At 69.3% G+C, this 17,312-nt stretch carries 16 protein-coding genes; 9 read left to right on the top strand and 7 right to left on the bottom strand.

All coding sequences use genetic code 11. From position 1 onward, the window contains the following. Positions 1-121: 121 nt before the first annotated feature. Positions 122-1,123: a hypothetical protein gene (locus ACFY3V_RS04250; RefSeq protein WP_350944577.1), complete on the bottom strand. Its 1,002-nt coding sequence runs from the start codon at positions 1,121-1,123 to the stop codon at positions 122-124. 74 nt (positions 1,124-1,197) lie between these two features. On the opposite strand from ACFY3V_RS04250, the gene lepA reads away from it, so the two are divergent. Further along, positions 1,198-3,036: a translation elongation factor 4 gene (lepA, locus tag ACFY3V_RS04245; protein ID WP_389769820.1), complete on the top strand. Its 1,839-nt coding sequence runs from the start codon at positions 1,198-1,200 to the stop codon at positions 3,034-3,036. Positions 3,037-3,104: 68 nt separating this feature from the next. On the opposite strand, the gene ACFY3V_RS04240 is transcribed toward lepA, so the two are convergent. Next, on the bottom strand, positions 3,105-4,391 hold the full coding sequence (locus tag ACFY3V_RS04240; protein ID WP_389769817.1) for a glycoside hydrolase family 18 protein: 1,287 nt from the start codon (positions 4,389-4,391) through the stop codon (positions 3,105-3,107). A 648-nt stretch (positions 4,392-5,039) separates the two neighbouring features. On the opposite strand from ACFY3V_RS04240, the gene hemW reads away from it, so the two are divergent. Continuing rightward, a complete protein-coding gene (gene hemW / locus ACFY3V_RS04235; RefSeq protein WP_389769813.1) occupies positions 5,040-6,251 on the top strand; it encodes a radical SAM family heme chaperone HemW in 1,212 nt (403 codons plus the stop codon). A gap of 34 nt (positions 6,252-6,285) precedes the next feature. Here the strand turns inward: hemW and ACFY3V_RS04230 are convergent, their stop codons facing one another. From ACFY3V_RS04230 to ACFY3V_RS04220, 3 genes are read right to left on the bottom strand one after another with little or no spacing between them, the layout of a single operon-like run. Further along, positions 6,286-6,933 (bottom strand): DUF4870 domain-containing protein, encoded by a 648-nt coding sequence (locus ACFY3V_RS04230; RefSeq protein ID WP_362898433.1) that lies wholly within the window; start codon positions 6,931-6,933, stop codon positions 6,286-6,288. A 24-nt stretch (positions 6,934-6,957) separates the two neighbouring features. After that, positions 6,958-7,773 (bottom strand): DUF3097 domain-containing protein, encoded by an 816-nt coding sequence (locus tag ACFY3V_RS04225; RefSeq protein WP_362898432.1) that lies wholly within the window; start codon positions 7,771-7,773, stop codon positions 6,958-6,960. Between the two features lie 57 nt (positions 7,774-7,830). After that, complete coding sequence (locus tag ACFY3V_RS04220; RefSeq protein WP_350944567.1) at positions 7,831-8,619, bottom strand: hypothetical protein; 789 nt, start codon at positions 8,617-8,619, stop codon at positions 7,831-7,833. Positions 8,620-8,801: 182 nt separating this feature from the next. Between ACFY3V_RS04220 and hrcA the strand changes: the two genes are divergently transcribed. The 3 genes from hrcA to ACFY3V_RS04205 all read left to right on the top strand — a co-directional run bounded on the left by hrcA (position 8,802) and on the right by ACFY3V_RS04205 (position 11,866). Next, positions 8,802-9,815: a heat-inducible transcriptional repressor HrcA gene (gene hrcA / locus ACFY3V_RS04215; RefSeq protein ID WP_362502214.1), complete on the top strand. Its 1,014-nt coding sequence runs from the start codon at positions 8,802-8,804 to the stop codon at positions 9,813-9,815. A gap of 14 nt (positions 9,816-9,829) precedes the next feature. Further along, on the top strand, positions 9,830-10,972 hold the full coding sequence (gene dnaJ, locus ACFY3V_RS04210) for a molecular chaperone DnaJ (protein ID WP_362898431.1): 1,143 nt from the start codon (positions 9,830-9,832) through the stop codon (positions 10,970-10,972). A 162-nt stretch (positions 10,973-11,134) separates the two neighbouring features. Further along, positions 11,135-11,866 (top strand): 16S rRNA (uracil(1498)-N(3))-methyltransferase, encoded by a 732-nt coding sequence (locus tag ACFY3V_RS04205; protein ID WP_389769808.1) that lies wholly within the window; start codon positions 11,135-11,137, stop codon positions 11,864-11,866. Between the two features lie 123 nt (positions 11,867-11,989). Here the strand turns inward: ACFY3V_RS04205 and ACFY3V_RS04200 are convergent, their stop codons facing one another. Then, a complete protein-coding gene (locus tag ACFY3V_RS04200; RefSeq protein WP_362898428.1) occupies positions 11,990-12,691 on the bottom strand; it encodes a hypothetical protein in 702 nt (233 codons plus the stop codon). Then, positions 12,688-13,167 (bottom strand): SigE family RNA polymerase sigma factor, encoded by a 480-nt coding sequence (locus ACFY3V_RS04195; protein WP_043655278.1) that lies wholly within the window; start codon positions 13,165-13,167, stop codon positions 12,688-12,690. Before ACFY3V_RS04195 ends, ACFY3V_RS04200 begins: the two co-directional genes overlap by 4 nt. A gap of 284 nt (positions 13,168-13,451) precedes the next feature. Here ACFY3V_RS04195 and ACFY3V_RS04190 point away from each other — a divergent pair, with 284 nt between their 5' ends. From ACFY3V_RS04190 to ACFY3V_RS04175, 4 genes are all read left to right on the top strand, one after another. Then, positions 13,452-13,802, top strand: coding sequence for a histidine triad nucleotide-binding protein (locus tag ACFY3V_RS04190; RefSeq protein WP_389770234.1), 351 nt, complete (start codon positions 13,452-13,454; stop codon positions 13,800-13,802). Positions 13,803-13,894: 92 nt separating this feature from the next. After that, the gene (locus tag ACFY3V_RS04185; RefSeq protein ID WP_350944561.1) at positions 13,895-14,959 is read left to right on the top strand and encodes a PhoH family protein; all 1,065 of its coding nucleotides are present in this window, start codon (positions 13,895-13,897) and stop codon (positions 14,957-14,959) included. Between the two features lie 109 nt (positions 14,960-15,068). Then, entirely contained in the window at positions 15,069-15,551 is a 483-nt protein-coding gene (ybeY, locus tag ACFY3V_RS04180; protein WP_344742683.1) for an rRNA maturation RNase YbeY, read from the top strand. Further along, positions 15,548-16,849 (top strand): hemolysin family protein, encoded by a 1,302-nt coding sequence (locus tag ACFY3V_RS04175; RefSeq protein WP_350944557.1) that lies wholly within the window; start codon positions 15,548-15,550, stop codon positions 16,847-16,849. Before ybeY ends, ACFY3V_RS04175 begins: the two co-directional genes overlap by 4 nt. Positions 16,850-17,312 lie beyond the last annotated feature (463 nt).

The following is a 17,312-nucleotide window of genomic DNA, read 5'->3' as shown; positions in this document are numbered from 1 at the left end:
GGCGCGCCACACGCAGTTGACTAGGCTACCAACTGCCGTGGTCGACACTCAAATCGACAGGCCGGGCAGAGGGATGCCTGATCAGTCTAGCGTGTGGTCCCGATGGCTCGGGCCGGAATCCTCATGGCTTGAACCAGAACTTCTCGTACTCCGCCCAGTCCTCCTTGGTGGCGGCGAAGTCGACGTAGAGCGCCAGGCCGAACCGTTCGCGCGGCTTGCCGTACGAGGTCAGCGCCAGCCGGGCGCCCGTCGCCGCCTTCTCGACGCTCTCGGCCTCGTCGGCCCAGGAGACACCGTGGTCGTGATAGGCCGGGGCGCCGATCAGCACCGTCTTCTCCTCGGGGACGATCTCCAGCGCGAGCGAGGTCTGCCGTACGACGTAGCCGCCGTAGACGGTGGGGAAGGGGAGGTAGGAGTCGTAGGTCATGATCGCCACCTGGTCGGTGAGCTTCGCGACCTCGCGGAAGTAGGCGGGCGACCAGTACTTGTCGTGGCCGAGGGCCGCGCGGACGGCCGGCCGGACGAGCGGGAACGGCTCGATCTGCGGGGTCGAGGTGGAGAGCAGGCCGTCGCCCACGATCGCCCGGGTCTGGGTGAGCAGGTCGAGGAAGTCGGTGTCGCCGTCGCCGATCGGCTCGAAGTTGTAGTGGACGCCGTCGAAGCCGAGCTCCGTGATCGCACGGGCCCCCTCCAGCACGCGCTGCCTGGAGGCGGCGTCGTCGAGATCCAGGACGCCGTCGACCTTCTGGCCGAGCCAGGCGGACACCCTGACCTTGGGGAGTTCCTCGCGCCACCACTTCAGGAAGTCGGCCGCCTTCGGATACGCGCCGGCGGGCAGTGTCCCGTCCGAGTCGAACGGGCCGGAATGGACGTACACGTCCTTGATCCCGGTCTTTCGCAGCCGGGCGGCGAGGGTCCGCACGTCGTCGGCCGTCTTGCGGCCGTCGACCCACGCGTGGCCCAGCCACAGGGCGTCGTGGCCGGTCGTCTTCGCCCATGGGGCGGGTGTCCCGGTAAACTGCAGGGTGAGGATGGCCACGGCCACCCCTGGAAGCGCGAGGAGCAGGGCCGCCACCGTAGCGAGGAACCGCAGGCCGCGCCGTGCTCTGGTCCGGGCAATCACCCGGACATGTCACCATGGAAGACGGCTGGCATGCCAGCCGTATGATCGTCATCAATCTGTTGAAACGGATCCCGGTGCGCATTCAGCCTGGCCAGACCGACCCCGCTGTGCTCCGCAACTTCTGCATCATCGCGCATATCGACCATGGCAAGTCGACGCTCGCCGATCGCATGCTGCAGATCACCGGAGTGGTCGACGACCGTTCCATGCGTGCCCAGTATCTCGACCGCATGGACATCGAGCGCGAGCGCGGCATCACGATCAAGTCGCAGGCGGTCAGGCTTCCCTGGAAGGTCGGCGACACCGACTACGTCCTCAACATGATCGACACCCCCGGGCACGTCGACTTCACCTACGAGGTCTCCCGGTCGCTCCAGGCGTGCGAGGGCGCGATCCTGCTGGTCGACGCCGCGCAGGGCATCGAGGCGCAGACGCTGGCCAATCTCTACCTGGCGATGAACAACGACATGACGATCATCCCGGTGCTCAACAAGATCGACCTGCCCGCCGCCCAGCCGGAGAAGTACGCCGCGGAGATCGCCCACCTCATCGGCTGCGAGCCGGAGGACGTGCTGAGGGTCTCCGGCAAGACCGGCGTCGGCGTCCGCGAGCTGCTGGACCACGTGGTCTCGAACGTTCCGGCCCCGGTCGGCGACGCCGACGCGCCCGCCCGTGCGCTGATCTTCGACTCGGTGTACGACACCTACCGCGGCGTGATCACGTACGTCCGGGTGATGGACGGCCACCTGGGCAAGCGTGAGCGCATCCTGATGATGTCCACCACCGCGGCGCACGAGACGCTGGAGATCGGTGTCATCTCGCCCGAGCCGAAGATCGCCGACAAGGGGCTGGGCGTCGGCGAGGTGGGTTACCTGATCACCGGGGTGAAGGACGTCCGCCAGTCGCGGGTCGGCGACACGGTGACCTCCGTGACGCGTCCGGCCCTCCAGGCGCTCAGTGGTTACGAGCACCCCAAGCCCATGGTCTTCTCGGGTCTCTATCCGATCGACGGGGACGACTACCCCGACCTGCGCGAGGCCCTGGACAAGCTCCAGCTCAACGACGCCGCCCTGGACTACGAGCCGGAGACCTCCGCGGCGCTCGGCTTCGGATTCCGCTGCGGCTTCCTCGGCCTGCTCCACATGGAGATCGTCCGCGAGCGGCTGGAGCGCGAGTTCAACCTCTCGCTCATCTCGACCGCGCCCAACGTGGTCTATCGGGTGATCATGGAGGACGGCAAGGAGGTCGTCGTCACCAACCCCTCGGAGTTCCCCACCGGCAAGGTGGAGAAGGTCTTCGAGCCGATGGTCAAGACGACCGTGCTCGTCCCCTCGGAGTTCATCGGCGCGATCATGGAGCTCTGCCAGAACCGCCGGGGCAACCTGCAGGGCATGGACTACCTGTCCGAGGACCGCGTCGAGATCCGCTACACCATGCCGCTCGGTGAGATCATCTTCGACTTCTTCGACCAGCTCAAGTCCCGTACGCGCGGCTACGCCTCGCTGGACTACGAGCCCTCGGGCGAGCAGGAGTCGGATCTGGTCAAGGTCGACATCCTGCTCCAGGGCGAGGCCGTGGACGCCTTCAGCGCCATCGTCCACCGGGAGAAGTCGTACGCCTACGGGGTCGAGATGGCCAAGAAGCTGCGCGAGCTCATCCCCAGGCAGCAGTTCGAGGTGCCGATCCAGGCGGCGATCGGCGCCCGGGTCATCGCCCGTGAGAACATCCGCGCCATCCGCAAGGACGTCCTCGCCAAGTGCTACGGCGGCGACATCTCCAGAAAGCGCAAGCTGCTGGAGAAGCAGAAGGAGGGCAAGAAGCGGATGAAGATGGTCGGCCGGGTCGAGGTGCCTCAGGAGGCGTTCGTCGCCGCGCTGTCCACCGAGTCCTCCACGGACAAGGCCAAGAAATAGCTGAAACGTGCGGGCGAGGCCGCTGGTGACCCAGATCCTGCGGCCTCGCCCGGTATGAGGGGGATCGCTCAGCGCAGGACGCTGTGGAGCGCCGAGGTGAGCGACGCCCGGGTGTCGTCCTGGTCGATGGACCACATCATCGAGCCGCCGAGGCCCTTCAGGCGGATGTAGGCCGCCTTCTGCAGCAGCGTGGCCGGGTCGTCGTAGGACCAGAACTCGTTGCCGTCGTAGAGCCACACGGTCCCGGTCAGCAGGTCGCGGTGGCGCTTGCCCGGCTTCTTCACGAGGATCTTGTAGTCCTCGCTTCCGGCGGCGTAGGTGGCGGGAGCGGGGCCGGTGGCGGTGCCGTACAGGCCGTTCTTCCCGCCGGTGACGCCGGTCCAGCCCTGGCCGTACGCCGGTACGCCCACCACGAGCTTCTTGGCGGGTGCGCCGCGCGTGAGGTAGTCGCGGACCGTCTGGTCCACGCTGTACTTCACCGGGTGGGGGTCGCGCCGGTCGTTGAACAGGTTGCCGTTGTGGCCGGTGACGGTCTCCCACGAGCCGTGCAGGTCATAGCCCTGGATGGTGGCGAAGGTGAGCTGCTTGAAGACGTCGCGGACCTCGAAGCCCGCGTCGATCTTCGCGGCGGCGGCGGGCAGGAAGGCGGTCAGCTCGGTGCGCTGGTCGAACTGGTTCATCTGGCGGCGGATCTCGGCGACGAACAGGGTGAAGTTCCGCTTGTCCTCGGGGCGGATGATGTTGCCGACCTCCCCTGAGGAGCCGGGCCACTCCCAGTCGAGGTCGATGCCGTCGAACACACCGGCCCCGGTGCCGGGGGCGGTACCGGGCAGGTTGCCCTTCAGCCACAGGTCGATGCAGGAGGAGGCCAGCTTGGCGCGGCCCTGGGGGGTCAGCACCGCGTCGGAGAAGTACTTCGAGCCGGTCCAGCCGCCGAGGGAGATCAGGGCCTTGAGCCCGGGGTGCTTGGCCTTGAGCTTCTTCAGCTGGTTCAGGTTGCCGTTCAGCGCCTGCCCTTCGACGTCGGCGACGCCGTCCACGCTCTGCTCGGCGGGCACCGGGCGCTGCCAGTCGGCCCACGGGTCGGGGGAGTAGCAGGAGCCCTCGGCGTTGACGAAGCCGAAGGCGTAGTTGATGTGGGTGAGCTTGGCCGCGGCGCCGCTGGTGTCCATGTCCTTGACGTGGTAGTTGCGACCGTAGATGCCCCACTGGACGAAGTAGGCGACCCGCTTGTAGCGGTCACCGTGTCCCTGGAGTCCTTGAGATGCCTGAGCCTGGGCGGGGGCCGGCGCGGCCACCGCCACGAGACCCGCGGCGAGGGCTGTCGCGATCACTTTACGGAGGAGTCTCTGCACGGGCTTCTCCACTGCTTGGAATAGTAACTTATAGGAAACTTTCCTTTAAGTTTTCCCGGATCGTAGACCTGCGCGATCTGGCCGTCAACGGCCATCGGCGTTTTGACCGGTGGACGGCAGGACGCTTCGACTACCTTGGTAAGGCATGGAGCAGCAGGCGTTCTGCAACCGATGTGGCACCCCTGTGCGTGGGCTGTCGCGATGTCCCGGGTGTGGGGCGTCCACAGGGGGCCTGCCCTCGGCGAGCCGGTCCTCGCCGGCCGGGTTCCCGCCGCTCCAGGCCCCGTCGGCTCAGACGCCTTCGGTGCGGGCGGCCGGGGGCGTCCCTCCGGGCGGGAGCAGGATCCCGCCCGAAGAGTGGCGGCAGGATCCCGCCGACTGGCAGCAGCATCTTCCACCGGACGAGCGCCCCCGGCCGCCCGCGCCGGACGACCCGGCCCCGAGGGGCCGTGCCCGGTCGCCTCGCCAGGACCGCAAGGTCTGGCCCCCGCCTCCGCCGGCCGCGGTCCTCGCCGACGGCGGCGACTCCGGTCGATAGGCGAGGGCCGAGGCTCGAAGCCGACGGCCCTGGCTTCGAGCCGGTCGGTGTCCCTGAGCATCGGATCTTCGGCGTACCGGGCATCGCGGGGAAAGCGGCAGACTTGGGGCGTGCCATCCACACTTCCCGACGGGGATCCCGTACCCTCCTCCGGCGAGCTCCCGGAGAGCGCGCTCGCCGGACTCGGCGAGCGGCCCTTCGGCTTCTACGTCCACGTCCCCTTCTGCGTGACCCGGTGCGGTTACTGCGACTTCAACACCTACACGGCGTCCGAGCTCGGCCCCGGCGCCTCGCAGAAGGACTACGCGGACACCGCCGTCGAGGAGGTGCGGCGGGCGCGGGCCAACCTCGGCACCGCGCGTCTCCCGGTCGAGACCGTGTTCTTCGGCGGGGGAACCCCCACCCTGCTCCCCGCCGGGGATCTGGTACGGATCCTGAAGGCGATCGAGGAGGAGTTCGGGCTCGCCCCCGGCGCCGAGGTGAGCACCGAGGCCAACCCCGAGTCGGTGGATCCCGCCTACCTGGCGGAGCTGCGCGCGGGCGGGTTCAACCGGATGAGCTTCGGGATGCAGAGCGCCCGCGAGCACGTGCTCCAGGTGCTGGACCGCCGCCACACCCCCGGCCGCCCCGCGCGGGCGGTACGGGAGGCGAGGGAGGCGGGGTTCGACCACGTCAACCTCGACCTGATCTACAGCACGCCGGGGGAGAGCGACGACGACTGGCGCGCGTCGCTGGCCGCTGCGATCGAGGCGGGGCCGGACCACGTCTCCGCGTACTCGCTGATCGTCGAGGACGGAACGAAGCTGGCCGCCAGGATCAGGCGCGGCGAGCTCCCGATGCCCGACGACGACGTGGCCGCCGATCGTTACCTGATCGCCGACGCCATGCTGGCCGAGGCGGGGTTCGAGTGGTACGAGGTGTCCAACTGGGCGACCTCGGAGGCCGGGCGCTGCCGGCACAATCTGCTCTACTGGACCGGCGGCGACTGGTGGGGCGTCGGTCCCGGGGCGCACAGCCACGTCGGCGGCACTCGCTGGTGGAACGTGAAGCACCCCGCCGCCTACGCCCGGCGTCTGGCCGAGGGCACCTCGCCCGCGCACGCGCGCGAGGTGCTGGACCCTCAGGACCGGGCGGTGGAGCGGCTGATGCTGGAGCTGCGGCTAGCCCGGGGTTTCCCGCTCGGCGAGCTGGAACGCCCGCCCGTGGTCGCTCGCGCGCTCGCCGACGGCCTGCTGGAGGTGGAGCCGTTCAAGGCGGGCCGTGCGGTGCTCACCCTGCGCGGTCGTCTCCTGGCGGACGCCCTGGTCCGGGATCTCACCTGAGAGCTCCGGGGCACCGGCCGGTCCGCCGGGCGGGTCAGCCGACGAAGCGGATGTTTATCGGATAGCGGTAGGTCTCTCCCCGGTTGGCCGCCAGCGCGGCGACGATCGCCATGACGATCGATCCGACCCAGAGGAAGAACATCAGCAGGAAACCGATGAACACGAACGCCAGGACCCAGCAGACGGCGTAGGCGATCAGCACCGTGAGCTGGAAGTTGAGCGCCTCGGCGGCCTGGTCGCGCGCGTAGGGCGACTCGTCCTTCTTCGCCAGATAGAGCACCAGCGGCCCGACGAAGGAGGTGAGCAGGCCCAGCAGGTGGGCGAGCATCGCCATGGTGGTGTCGTCGCTGCCCGGTCGCGGGCCGTACGTTCCAGGGGGCGCCTGGTGGCCGTATCTCGGCGGGGGGCCATACGCCCCGTATTCGGGGTATCCGTGCTGGTAACCACCCGGGTAGCCGTCGGAGGCGTACGGGGAGGTGTACGGCGGGTAGCCCCCGTACCGCTGGTCCGGTTGCCCGTGGGATCCGTATTCCTGGCCCGGTGGGGGGTGACCCTGGCCGCCGGGCCCGTATCCCTGGTCCGGGGGCGGGGTGCTCTGCCCCGGCCAGGAGTGGTCCGGCGGAGGGTTGCCGACCCGCCGCGTCGGGTCGTCGGCCGATGGGCCTTCGGGGTTCTCGCTCATGTCCTCTCCTGATGGGTTGACGGCCTATCCGTCCTCGTCCGGAACCGTCACGAAGTCGATCAGCTCCTCGACGGGGCCGAGGAGCTCTGGCTCCAGATCGGCATATGTCGTGACCGATCCGAGAATGCGGCGCCATGCGGCGGCAGGCTCCACATTCCAGCCCAGCGCGGCGATGACACCCTCCTTCCAGGGCACCCCGCGGGGCACCGACGGCCAGGAGGGGATCCTGAGCACCTGCGGTCTGACCGCCTGCCAGACGTCCACGAACGGGTGCCCGACGATCAGTACGTGCGGTGAGGAGATCCGCGCGGCGATCCGGCTCTCCTTGGAACCGGGGACGAGGTGGTCGACGAGCACACCCAGCCGCCGCCCCGGCCCCGGGCCGAACTCATCGACGATCGAGGGCAGGTGGTCGACCCCCTCCAGATACTCCACGACCACGCCCTCGACCCGCAGGTCGTGCCCCCAGACCTTCTCCACGAGCGCGGCGTCGTGCACGCCCTCCACGTAGATCCGGCTCTCCATCGCGACCTGGGCCCGCAGGCCCTCGACCGCGATGGAACCCGACGCGCTCCGCCTCGGGCCGCGCGGCGCGGCGGCGGGTCGTACGAGGGTCACGACCCTGCCCTCCAGAAGGAAGGCGGCCGGCTCCAGCGGGAAGACCCGCCGGCGCCCGAAGCGGTCCTCCAGGGTGACGGCCTCCTTGTCGCAGGCCACCACGGCGCCACAGAAGCCGCCGTCGGCGTCCTCGACGACCAGGTCGAGCTCCGCGGGCACCTGGGGGATCGTCCCCCTGCGCGGGCGCCGCCAGTCTCCCGCCAGAACGTCACGCTCGTACATCACCGACCGCCACCCTCTCTCGCCGGGGATCAGGTGGGACGCTAGCAAACACCGGCGTCACCTGCCGTAGGGTCCCGGCTGTCCCCACTGCCCCATCGACGACGCGGCGGCGGCCTGGCGCTTGCGGGCGCCGCTGCGCTTCACCAGCACGACGATCGTCACGACGATGGCGAGCAGGATCCCGATACCGGGGATCAAGAACAGGGCGGCCACCCCGCCCACCAGCGAGTCGGCGGACAGTTCCCTGCCCACGCCGAAGGTCGTGCCGTCGGCGGGGTCGGCGGAGCACTGGACCTGGTAGTCGCCCGCCTGGTCCACGCCGACCCGCAGGCCCATCTCCCAGGTGACGCCGTCGGATCCCGCGACGGTCTGCTGGATGTCCGGCTTCTGCAGGCGGGGCGTGCTCGTACCGCCGGTGAGCGTGCACTCGAACTTGGTGGGCCCGCCGGTGGCGACGTAGATCGCCGGCTTGTCCGCCGGGTCGAGCGCGACCGTCGCGGTCTCGCCGGGGGCGAACGTCCGCGTCGGGGCCGCGTCGGTGACCGCGCCGAGGATGCCACCGGCGAAGCCGCCGATGCCGACGACGATGCTGACCAGGGCGAGCAACCAGACCCCGACGATCCACCCGATGCCAGGCTTGATCTTTCCGCTGGGAGGCGGTCCCTGCGGGGCGCCGTAACCGGGAGGGGCGTAACCGTACGAGGGGGGCTGCTGGCCGTACGGCTGCTGACCGTATTGCTGGCCGGGCTGCTGCTGGCCGTACTGCTGACCATACGGCTGCTGAGGGCCGCCGTGACCGGGGCCGCGGGAGGCGTCGCCCGGATAAGAACCGAAATCGTTGGACATGTGCAAATTGTGGTGGGTATCGCTTGGATCGCGATAGCAGTTGACTTGACAAAGGCTTGCCGTCATCATCCACCGCTTTCGCTTATCGCGCCTTCCGTGCGGGGGCCGTACACTTGGCACTCGGGAACACAGAGTGCCAAGCCTCGTGTTTCCCTCTGAACGCAGGCAGGGAGGTGACCACGTTGGTCGACGACCGCAAGCTCGCCGTGCTCCGCGCCATCGTCGAGGACTACGTGTCCACCAACGAACCGGTGGGGTCGAAGGCTCTCGCGGACCGGCACAACCTGGGGGTGTCCCCGGCGACGATCCGTAACGACATGGCGATGCTGGAGGAGCAGGGCTACATCGCCCAACCCCACACCAGCGCCGGCCGGGTGCCCACCGACAAGGGCTACCGGCTCTTCGTCGACAGGCTCTCGCAGGTGAAACCCCTGTCGAGCGCGGAACGCAAGGCCATCGAGAGTTTCCTCGCGGGCGCCGTGGACATCGACGACGTCGTCATGCGGACGGTGCGGCTGCTGGCCCAGCTCACCCGGCAGGTCGCCGTGGTGCAGTATCCGACGCTGACCCACTCGACGGTCAGGCACGTCGAGCTGGTGCCGCTGAGCGAGCGCCGGCTGATGTTCGTGCTGATCACCAACACCGGCAGGGTCGAGCAGCGCGTGATCGAGGTGCCCGACGTCATCGACGAGCAGCGCGTGGCACACCTGCGCGCGATGCTCAACGCCTCCCTCGACGGATGCGGGCTCACCAGCGTTCCCGACCGGGTCGCCGATCTGCCGGAGCGGTTGCCTGCGGAGGATCGACCGCTCGCGGCGACTATCCTGTCCGTACTGCTCGAGTCCCTGGTGGACAGGCATGATGAGAAGATCGTTTTTGCCGGGGCCGCCAACCTCGCGGGAGCCGACTTCACCGTCGGGCTCCGCGACGTGCTGGAGGCCCTGGAAGAGCAGGTCGTGCTCATGCGACTGCTCGGTGAGACCTCGGACCTTTCCGCGCTGACCGTGCGGATCGGCTCGGAGAACCCCTACACCGGACTCCAGGGCACATCCATCGTCGCCGCTGGATACGGTTCCGGGGACAAGCAACTCGCCCGGCTCGGTGTGCTGGGCCCGACGCGAATGGACTACCCGGTCACGATGGGCGCGGTGCGCGCGGTGGCACGCTACGTCAGCCAGATTCTGGCTGCATCATAAGAGGTCAACGAAAAGTGGCTAAGAGCGACTACTACGGCACCCTCGGGGTGCGCCGTGACGCCAGTGCGGAAGAGATCAAGAAGGCGTACCGCCGCCTGGCACGCGAGTTGCATCCCGACGTCAACCCCGATCCTGAGACTCAGGAGCGCTTCAAGGAGATCACACAGGCCTACGAGGTCCTGTCCGACTCCGGCAAGCGGCAGATGTACGACATGGGTGCCGACCCGTTCGCCGCGGGCGGCGGTGCGGGCGCCGGGGGCTTCGGCGCCGGCTTCCCGTTCAGCGACATCATGGACGCCTTCTTCGGCGCGGCCGGTGGAGGCGGTGGCCGAGGCCCCCGCTCCCGTGCCCGCCGCGGGCGCAACGCGACCATCAGGGTCGAGCTCGACCTGCGCGAGTCGGGCTTCGGCACCACCCGCGAGCTGGTCGTCGACACCGCCGTGGTCTGTGAGGTCTGCACGGGCTCAGGGGCCGCGGCCGGCACCCACCCCGACACCTGTGACATGTGTCACGGCCGGGGAGAGGTCTCCCAGGTCACCCGGTCCTTCCTCGGCCAGGTCATGACCTCCCGCCCCTGCCCCCAGTGCGGCGGCTTCGGATCGATCATCCGCAACCCCTGCCAGGAGTGCTCGGGTGACGGCCGGGTCCGCACCCGGCGGACCATCAAGGTCCGCATCCCGGCCGGTGTCGAGGACGGCACCCACATCCAGCTCGCCGGCGAAGGCGAGATCGGCCCGGGCGGGGGTCCGCCCGGAGACCTGTTCCTGGAGATCGTCGAGCGTCCCCACGAGATCTTCGAGAGGCGCGGCGACGACCTGCACTGCACCGTGCAGATCCCGATGACCGCGGCCGCGCTCGGCACCATCCTGACCATGGAGACGCTCGACGGCGCCGAGGAGCTCGACATCCGTCCCGGCACGCAGTCCGGGCAGACGATCCCCCTCTACGGGCGGGGCGTGCAACGGCTGAACGAGACGGGCCGAGGCGACCTGCTGATCCATGTGAACGTGGAGACCCCCGCCCGCCTCGACGCTGAGCAGGAGACCCTCCTGAAGGAGCTCGCCAGGCTCCGCGGCGAGGAGCGCCCGCCCGGTAAGTTCGCCCCCGGGCAGCAGAGCTTCTTCTCCCGCCTGCGGGACGCTTTCAATGGCCGCTGACCAGGTCTCAACGGCCGCTCCGCCCCGCTTCCGGTCGCGTCGTCACGGTCCGGCCCGCACCCTGCCCGGTGCAGGTTCCCGGCCGGGGCGTCGGGTCCGTCCCGAGGCATCGTCCCGGTCGCGTTGCCGGGGGCACCTCGGGGCGGTCCGCCCGGACGGCCCATGACCGTCCCGGTCTTCCTGGCGGACCCGGCCGACCTGGCCAGGCCGGAGTTCGTCTTCGGCGGTCCCGAAGGACGCCACGCGGCGGCCGTACGGCGGCTGCGGGCGGGTGAGCGGCTCGACCTGACCGACGGGGCGGGCTCCGTCGCCGAGTGTGTGGTGACCGAGGCGGGCAGAGACTCACTCCGGGTCGAGGTGCTGCGCCGCCACGACGTGCCCGTGCCGTCGCCGCGCCTGGTCGTGGTCCAGGGCCTGCCCAAGGGCGACCGGGGCGAGCTGGCCGTGGAGATGATGACCGAGGCGGGGGTCGACGTGATCGTCCCCTGGGCCGCGGCGAGGTGCGTCACCCAGTGGAAGGGCGAGCGGGCGGCCAAGGCGCTGGCCCGCTGGCGCTCCACGGCGCGCGAGGCGGGCAAGCAGTCGCGCCGCTTTCACCTGCCGGAGGTGACGGAGCTCGCGTCCACCGCGAAGGTGGCCAGCCTGTTGTCGGCGGCGGCGTTGGGCGTCGTACTGCACGAGGAGGCCGCCTCCCCGCTGTCCGGCCTGCCTCTCCCCGCGGGCGGCGACATCGTCGTGGTGGTCGGACCCGAGGGCGGGGTGTCGGGGGAGGAGATCGCCGCGTTCCGCGAGGCCAAGGCGGTGCCCGCGCTGCTCGGGCCGACGGTGCTGCGCACCTCGACGGCCGGCGTCGTCGCGGCGGCGGTGCTCCAGACGCGCAGTGGCCGCTGGTAGGGCGCCCCTGCCGACGCGCCACCGATCGCACGGCGACCACGGGGCCCGGGGGATCCGCGCCGTGAGGTCTCGGCAGCCGTGAGACAAAGAACCGGTCACGGCTCGCCGTGACCGGTTACCGCGCTAGTTCTGGATGGGGGCCGGAGCCAGGGTGTTCGCCTCCGTCGGCATGGGGGGCGACACGTCGCTCGAGGGGGCGCACTCGTCGGGCGAGCACGGGCTCTCCGAGGGGGCCGGTGGCCTCGATCGCGACGGCGTCGGGGTCGCCTCGATCTCCTCGCACTTGCTGATGATCCCGCTGGGCTCGACCTCAGGGCTGTCGGGGGGAGTGGGGCAGGTCGGCGTCGGCGTCGGCGCCGCCCGGGGCGTCGGCGCCGAGTCGGTCCTGGACGGCCGGGTGCTGGACGCCGCGCTCCTGGACGGTGTGGGCGTCGGCGGGAGCATGGTGGCGCCGGAGCCGCCCGACCTGTCGAGAGTCGGAAGCGGGGCGTGGGCGGACGGTGGCTGCGAGGAGGCCGCAGGGGGGCGCGAGGTGGCGGACCCGTCGACGGGAGGAGTCGACTCGGCGTACTTGACCCCTTCGGTGCTCACTTGAGGGATCACCTGTTCGCGGAACTGGGGAACCACCATGACGACGGTCGCCGCGACGAGGACCGCACCGGCGACGGAGGCTCCGGCACGCCACCACATCAGCCCGCGGAGTCCGCGCCGCTCGATGCGGCCGCGGATTATCTCCAGCCCGTCCGGGGAGGGAACGACCGAGTTCGCCTCCGCGCTGAGCGCGCGGCGAAGCAGCTCGCCGTACTCATCCGGGGAGTCGGTCATGACAGTTGCTCCAGTGAGGTTCGTAGGGCGGCCATGCCACGAGCCGTGTGGCTCTTGACCGCGCCTTTGCTGATGCCCATCGCGTGGGCGATCTGCGCCTCGGACAGGTCTCCGTAGTAACGCAGGACCAGGGCCTCCCGCTGGCGTGCGGGCAACCCGCGCAGCGCTTCGATGACGGCGGAACGCTCGAACTCGCCGATCGCGCCGTTCTCGGCGCTCGGCGCGTCGGGCATGCCCTTGGGCGCGTACTTCTCGACGACCGCTCGATGCCGAAGCACCGAACGTGATCGGTTGACGACCGACTGACGCAGGTAGGCCAGTGCCTTGTCGGTGTCGCGCAGTCGGCGCCAGGCGCCATGGATGGCGACGAACGCGTCCTGCACGACCTCCTCCGCGGTTGCCATATCGCGGACGAGCAAGACGGCGAGACGGACAAGAGACCGATAGTGCGCGCTGTAGAGCGCGGTAACGGCCATGTCGGCGTCCCATCCGACGGGCACCGCCCCGAGCGACCTGTCGGCCACGAGGGTCTCGGTGGTCACATCAGTGGGACGCTTGGCCTTCCCAGAGGGTTTACGCTCTTCCGGTTCATTAGGGGGCATGACCCAGTCGTGTCCTCGCCAGGCGGCCATATATTGCTGTGCGCAAAGGGCTGTCGTGGTTGAAGTTTTGCACACCCACCATATCCGGGCGGATCTTTGTTTGCGGACGGGAACCATCACCGATTCACAACGTCCTCAGCGGTATGGTGCCTGTCATGGTGAGCGAAGCCGACTGCCTGTTCTGCAGGATCGTGGCCAAGGAGATTCCCGCGGAGATCGTCTACGAGACCGATCACGCGCTGGCCTTCCGCGATGTCAATCCCCAGGCGCCGACCCACGTGCTGGTGATCCCCAAGGACCATTACCGGGACGCGGCGGCCCTCGCCGCGGCCGACCACGGCCTGGCCGACGAGGTGATCAAGGCCGCGCACGAGGTCGCCCTGCTGGAGGGGGTCGCCGAGTCGGGCTACCGGCTGGTGTTCAACACCGGGCCCGGTGCCGGCCAGACCGTCTTCCACGTGCACGGACACGTGATCGGCGGGCGGGGCCTGAAGTGGCCGCCCGGCTGAAAACCGGTAGGCGTGATCTTGACGATCGCGGATAGCATGGCGTTGAAGTTCCGCGCCTATATCTGGAGGCGAACAGGCCGTAAGGCCCGCTCATGTCCGAGACAAACGATTCCAGCAGAACGCCGCCGAGGTCCCGGGGTGCCAGCCGGACCCAGGCGAAGGTGGTTATTCCGGACGATCAGTCGATGGTCAGCCTGCTGGGCTCGCGCGACGAGTTGTTGCGCGTCATCGAGGGCGCCTTCCGCGCCGACATCCACGTCCGGGGCAACGAGATCACCGTCACCGGCAGCCCTGAGGAGAGCAGCACCGTGGTGCGGCTCTTCGAGGAGATGTCCGAACTCGTCCGCGGGGGCGCGCAGCTCACGGCCGACGCGGTCGAGCGCAGCATCGCGATGCTGCGGATGACCTCCGACAGGCCCGCCGAGGTGCTCTCCCTGGACATCATCTCCTCGCGGGGCCGGACCATCCGCCCGAAGACCGTGAACCAGAAGCGTTACGTCGACGCGATCGACAAGTTCACCATCGTCTTCGGCATCGGTCCGGCAGGCACGGGCAAGACCTACCTCGCCATGGCGAAGGCCGTGAAGGCCCTCCAGGAGAAGAAGGTCAACCGGATCATCCTCACCCGCCCCGCCGTCGAGGCGGGCGAGAGGCTGGGCTTCCTGCCGGGCACGCTCTACGAGAAGATCGACCCCTACCTGCGCCCGCTCTACGACGCGCTGCACGACATGCTCGACCCCGACTCGATCCCCAGGCTGATGGCCGCGGGCACGATCGAGGTCGCCCCCCTGGCCTACATGCGCGGCCGTACGCTCAACGACGCCTACATCATCCTGGACGAGGCGCAGAACACCTCGCCGGAGCAGATGAAGATGTTCCTGACGCGGCTGGGCTTCAACTCGAAGATCGTTGTCACCGGAGACGTCACCCAGGTCGACCTGCCGAACGGCACACAGAGCGGCCTCCGGGTCGTCCAGGACATCCTGGATGGCATCTCCGACATTCACTTCAGCCGCCTGACCAGCGCTGACGTGGTGCGGCATAAGCTGGTGGGAGACATCGTGGACGCGTACGGGCGCTACGACGAGACGCAGCGCCAGAGCAGCGCGGTGGAGCAGATCAAGGGCGTGGTCAAGCGTCCCCGAGGGAGATCATGAGAACGGCCGGTCGAGAGGCGATGAGCGTGGAGCGACTCCGGCGCGGAAAACCGATCGGGGCGCGGGGCACGAGCCGGCCGCGTGGCGAGCGGGGAGCGAGGAGCGCCCGATGAGCGTCGAGGTCAACAACGAGTCCGGTGTCGAGATCGACGAGGGGCTCATCGTCTCGCTCGCGGGGCACGTGCTGGAGCGGATGGGCATCAACCCGCTCGCCGAGCTGTCGATCCTGGTCGTCGACGAAGAGGCGATGTCGGTGCTGCACGAGCAGTGGATGGGCGAGCCCGGCCCCACCGACGTGCTCGCCTTCCCGATGGACGAGTTGCGCCCCGGGCCCGGCGCGGGGGCGAGGCAGGAGGGCGACGCGCCCACCGACCCGGCGCTCCTCGGTGACGTGGTGCTCTGCCCGCAGGTGGCCGCCAAGCAGGGGGCCGAGGCCGGGCACGGCACCGAGGCCGAGCTGGAGCTGCTGTGCACGCACGGCATCCTCCACCTGCTCGGATACGACCACGCCGAGCCTGAGGAGCACAAGGAGATGTTCGGCCTTCAGGGCGAGCTTCTGGAGTCGTGGCGGGAGGTGCGCCCCCAGCGGTGAACCTCGCCAACGGGTGGTTGTTCGCGGCCGTCGTCCTCGTCGTGGTCGGCGGGTTGATCGCCAGCGCGGAGACGGCCCTGACCCGCATCTCAAGGGTTCGCGCGGAGGAGTTCTGCCGCGAAGGCCGCCGGGGCGCAGAGCGCCTGCAGGCCATCGTCGCCGACCCGCCGCGCTACCTGAACCTCCTGCTCCTGCTCCGGCTGAGCTGCGAGCTGGTCGCCACGGTGATCGCCACGCTGCTCTTCATCGACTGGCTCGGCGACCGGGGCGGTGCCTACGCCGCCGCCGCGGCCGTCATGATCGTCATCAGCTACGTGATCGTCGGGGTCTCCCCGCGCACGCTGGGGCGTCAGCACGCGGAGCCGATCGCGCTCGCGAGCGCGCCCCTCGTCTACGGGCTGACCCGGATCTTCGGCCCCCTGCCCAAGCTGCTCATCCTGCTCGGCAACGCCGTGACGCCCGGCAAGGGCTTCCGCGAGGGGCCCTTCACCTCGGAGGCCGAGCTGCGCGACCTGGTCGACCTGGCCGAGGAGCGCAGGGTGATCGAGCCCGACGAGCGGGAGATGATCCACTCGGTCTTCGAGCTCGGTGACACCCTGGCCCGCGAGGTCATGGTGCCCCGCACCGACATGGTGTTCATCGAGCGCGGCAAGACGCTGAACCAGGCTCTGTCGCTCGCTCTGCGCAGCGGTTTCTCGCGGATCCCCGTGGTCGGTGAGAACGAGGACGACGTCATCGGTATCGCCTACCTCAAGGACATCGCGCGCCGGGTGCAGGACACCGGTGACGAGGGGCGTGCCGAGCCGGTGGAGTCCCTCATGCGTCCGGCCACCTACGTGCCGGAGAGCAAGCCGATCGACCAGCTTCTCCGTGAGATGCAGGCCCGCCAGATCCACCAGGCCATCGTCATCGACGAGTACGGCGGCACGGCCGGTCTGGTCACCATCGAGGACATTCTGGAGGAGATCGTCGGTGAGATCGCCGACGAGTACGACCAGGAGGCGCCCAGGGTGGAGCCGCTGGAGGGCGGCGCGGTCCGGGTGACCGCGAGGCTCCCGGTGAGCGACCTGGAGGACCTGTTCGGCATCGAGCTTGAGGTCGACGACGTCGAGACCGTCGGAGGGTTGCTGGCGCACGCGCTGGGCCGGGTGCCGATCGCCGGTTCCCACGCGGTGGTGGAGGGTCTCAGCCTGACGGCCGAGAGCCTCGCCGGGCGCCGCAACCGGATCGGCACGGTCCTCGTCACCAGGGCCGTTCCCGCCGAGCCCGACTCGGTCTCGGCCTCCGCCGACCAGTGAGGGGTCCCGGGCCGCCGCGGCGGCCCGGGGAGGCGCCCCATGCGTTTTGGGTGGGTTATCCGTTTACAAGCCATTCGCAAGCCTCTCGCAACCGGGACACGCGACTCTTCTCTCACGGCACCCGGTCGCGCGGGAGCCGGTGGGGAAGGTCCCGGTGCCCGGAGGGGTTCGCGGTGCGAGGGATCTACCTCAGGGGAGACAGGGTCACGCAGAGCTCCGAGGCTGTTCTGCGTGACTCGCGCAAGGGTGTTCTCGACCGTGAAGTGCGGTTGAGGGCACCCTTAGGCGTTTATTGAATGATTGCCGCTTTTGCCGATGGGGAAGAAAGCGGGTCGGTGGGGACAGGGATGCCTCGCACATGACATCGGGGGATTGGTCATGACACGGGGGATGAGTTTTGTCGTTTTTGTAGTGTTGTGTGGACTTTTATCGGGTGTTTTGGTCGGGTGCGGCGAGCAGGAAA

Origin of the sequence: Streptosporangium sp. NPDC000095 (genome assembly GCF_042899335.1) — a bacterium.
Taxonomy (GTDB): Bacteria; Actinomycetota; Actinomycetes; order Streptosporangiales; family Streptosporangiaceae; genus Streptosporangium.
The sequence above is the reverse complement of the archived record's forward strand: the minus strand, read 5'-3'. Positions and strand labels throughout refer to the sequence as shown.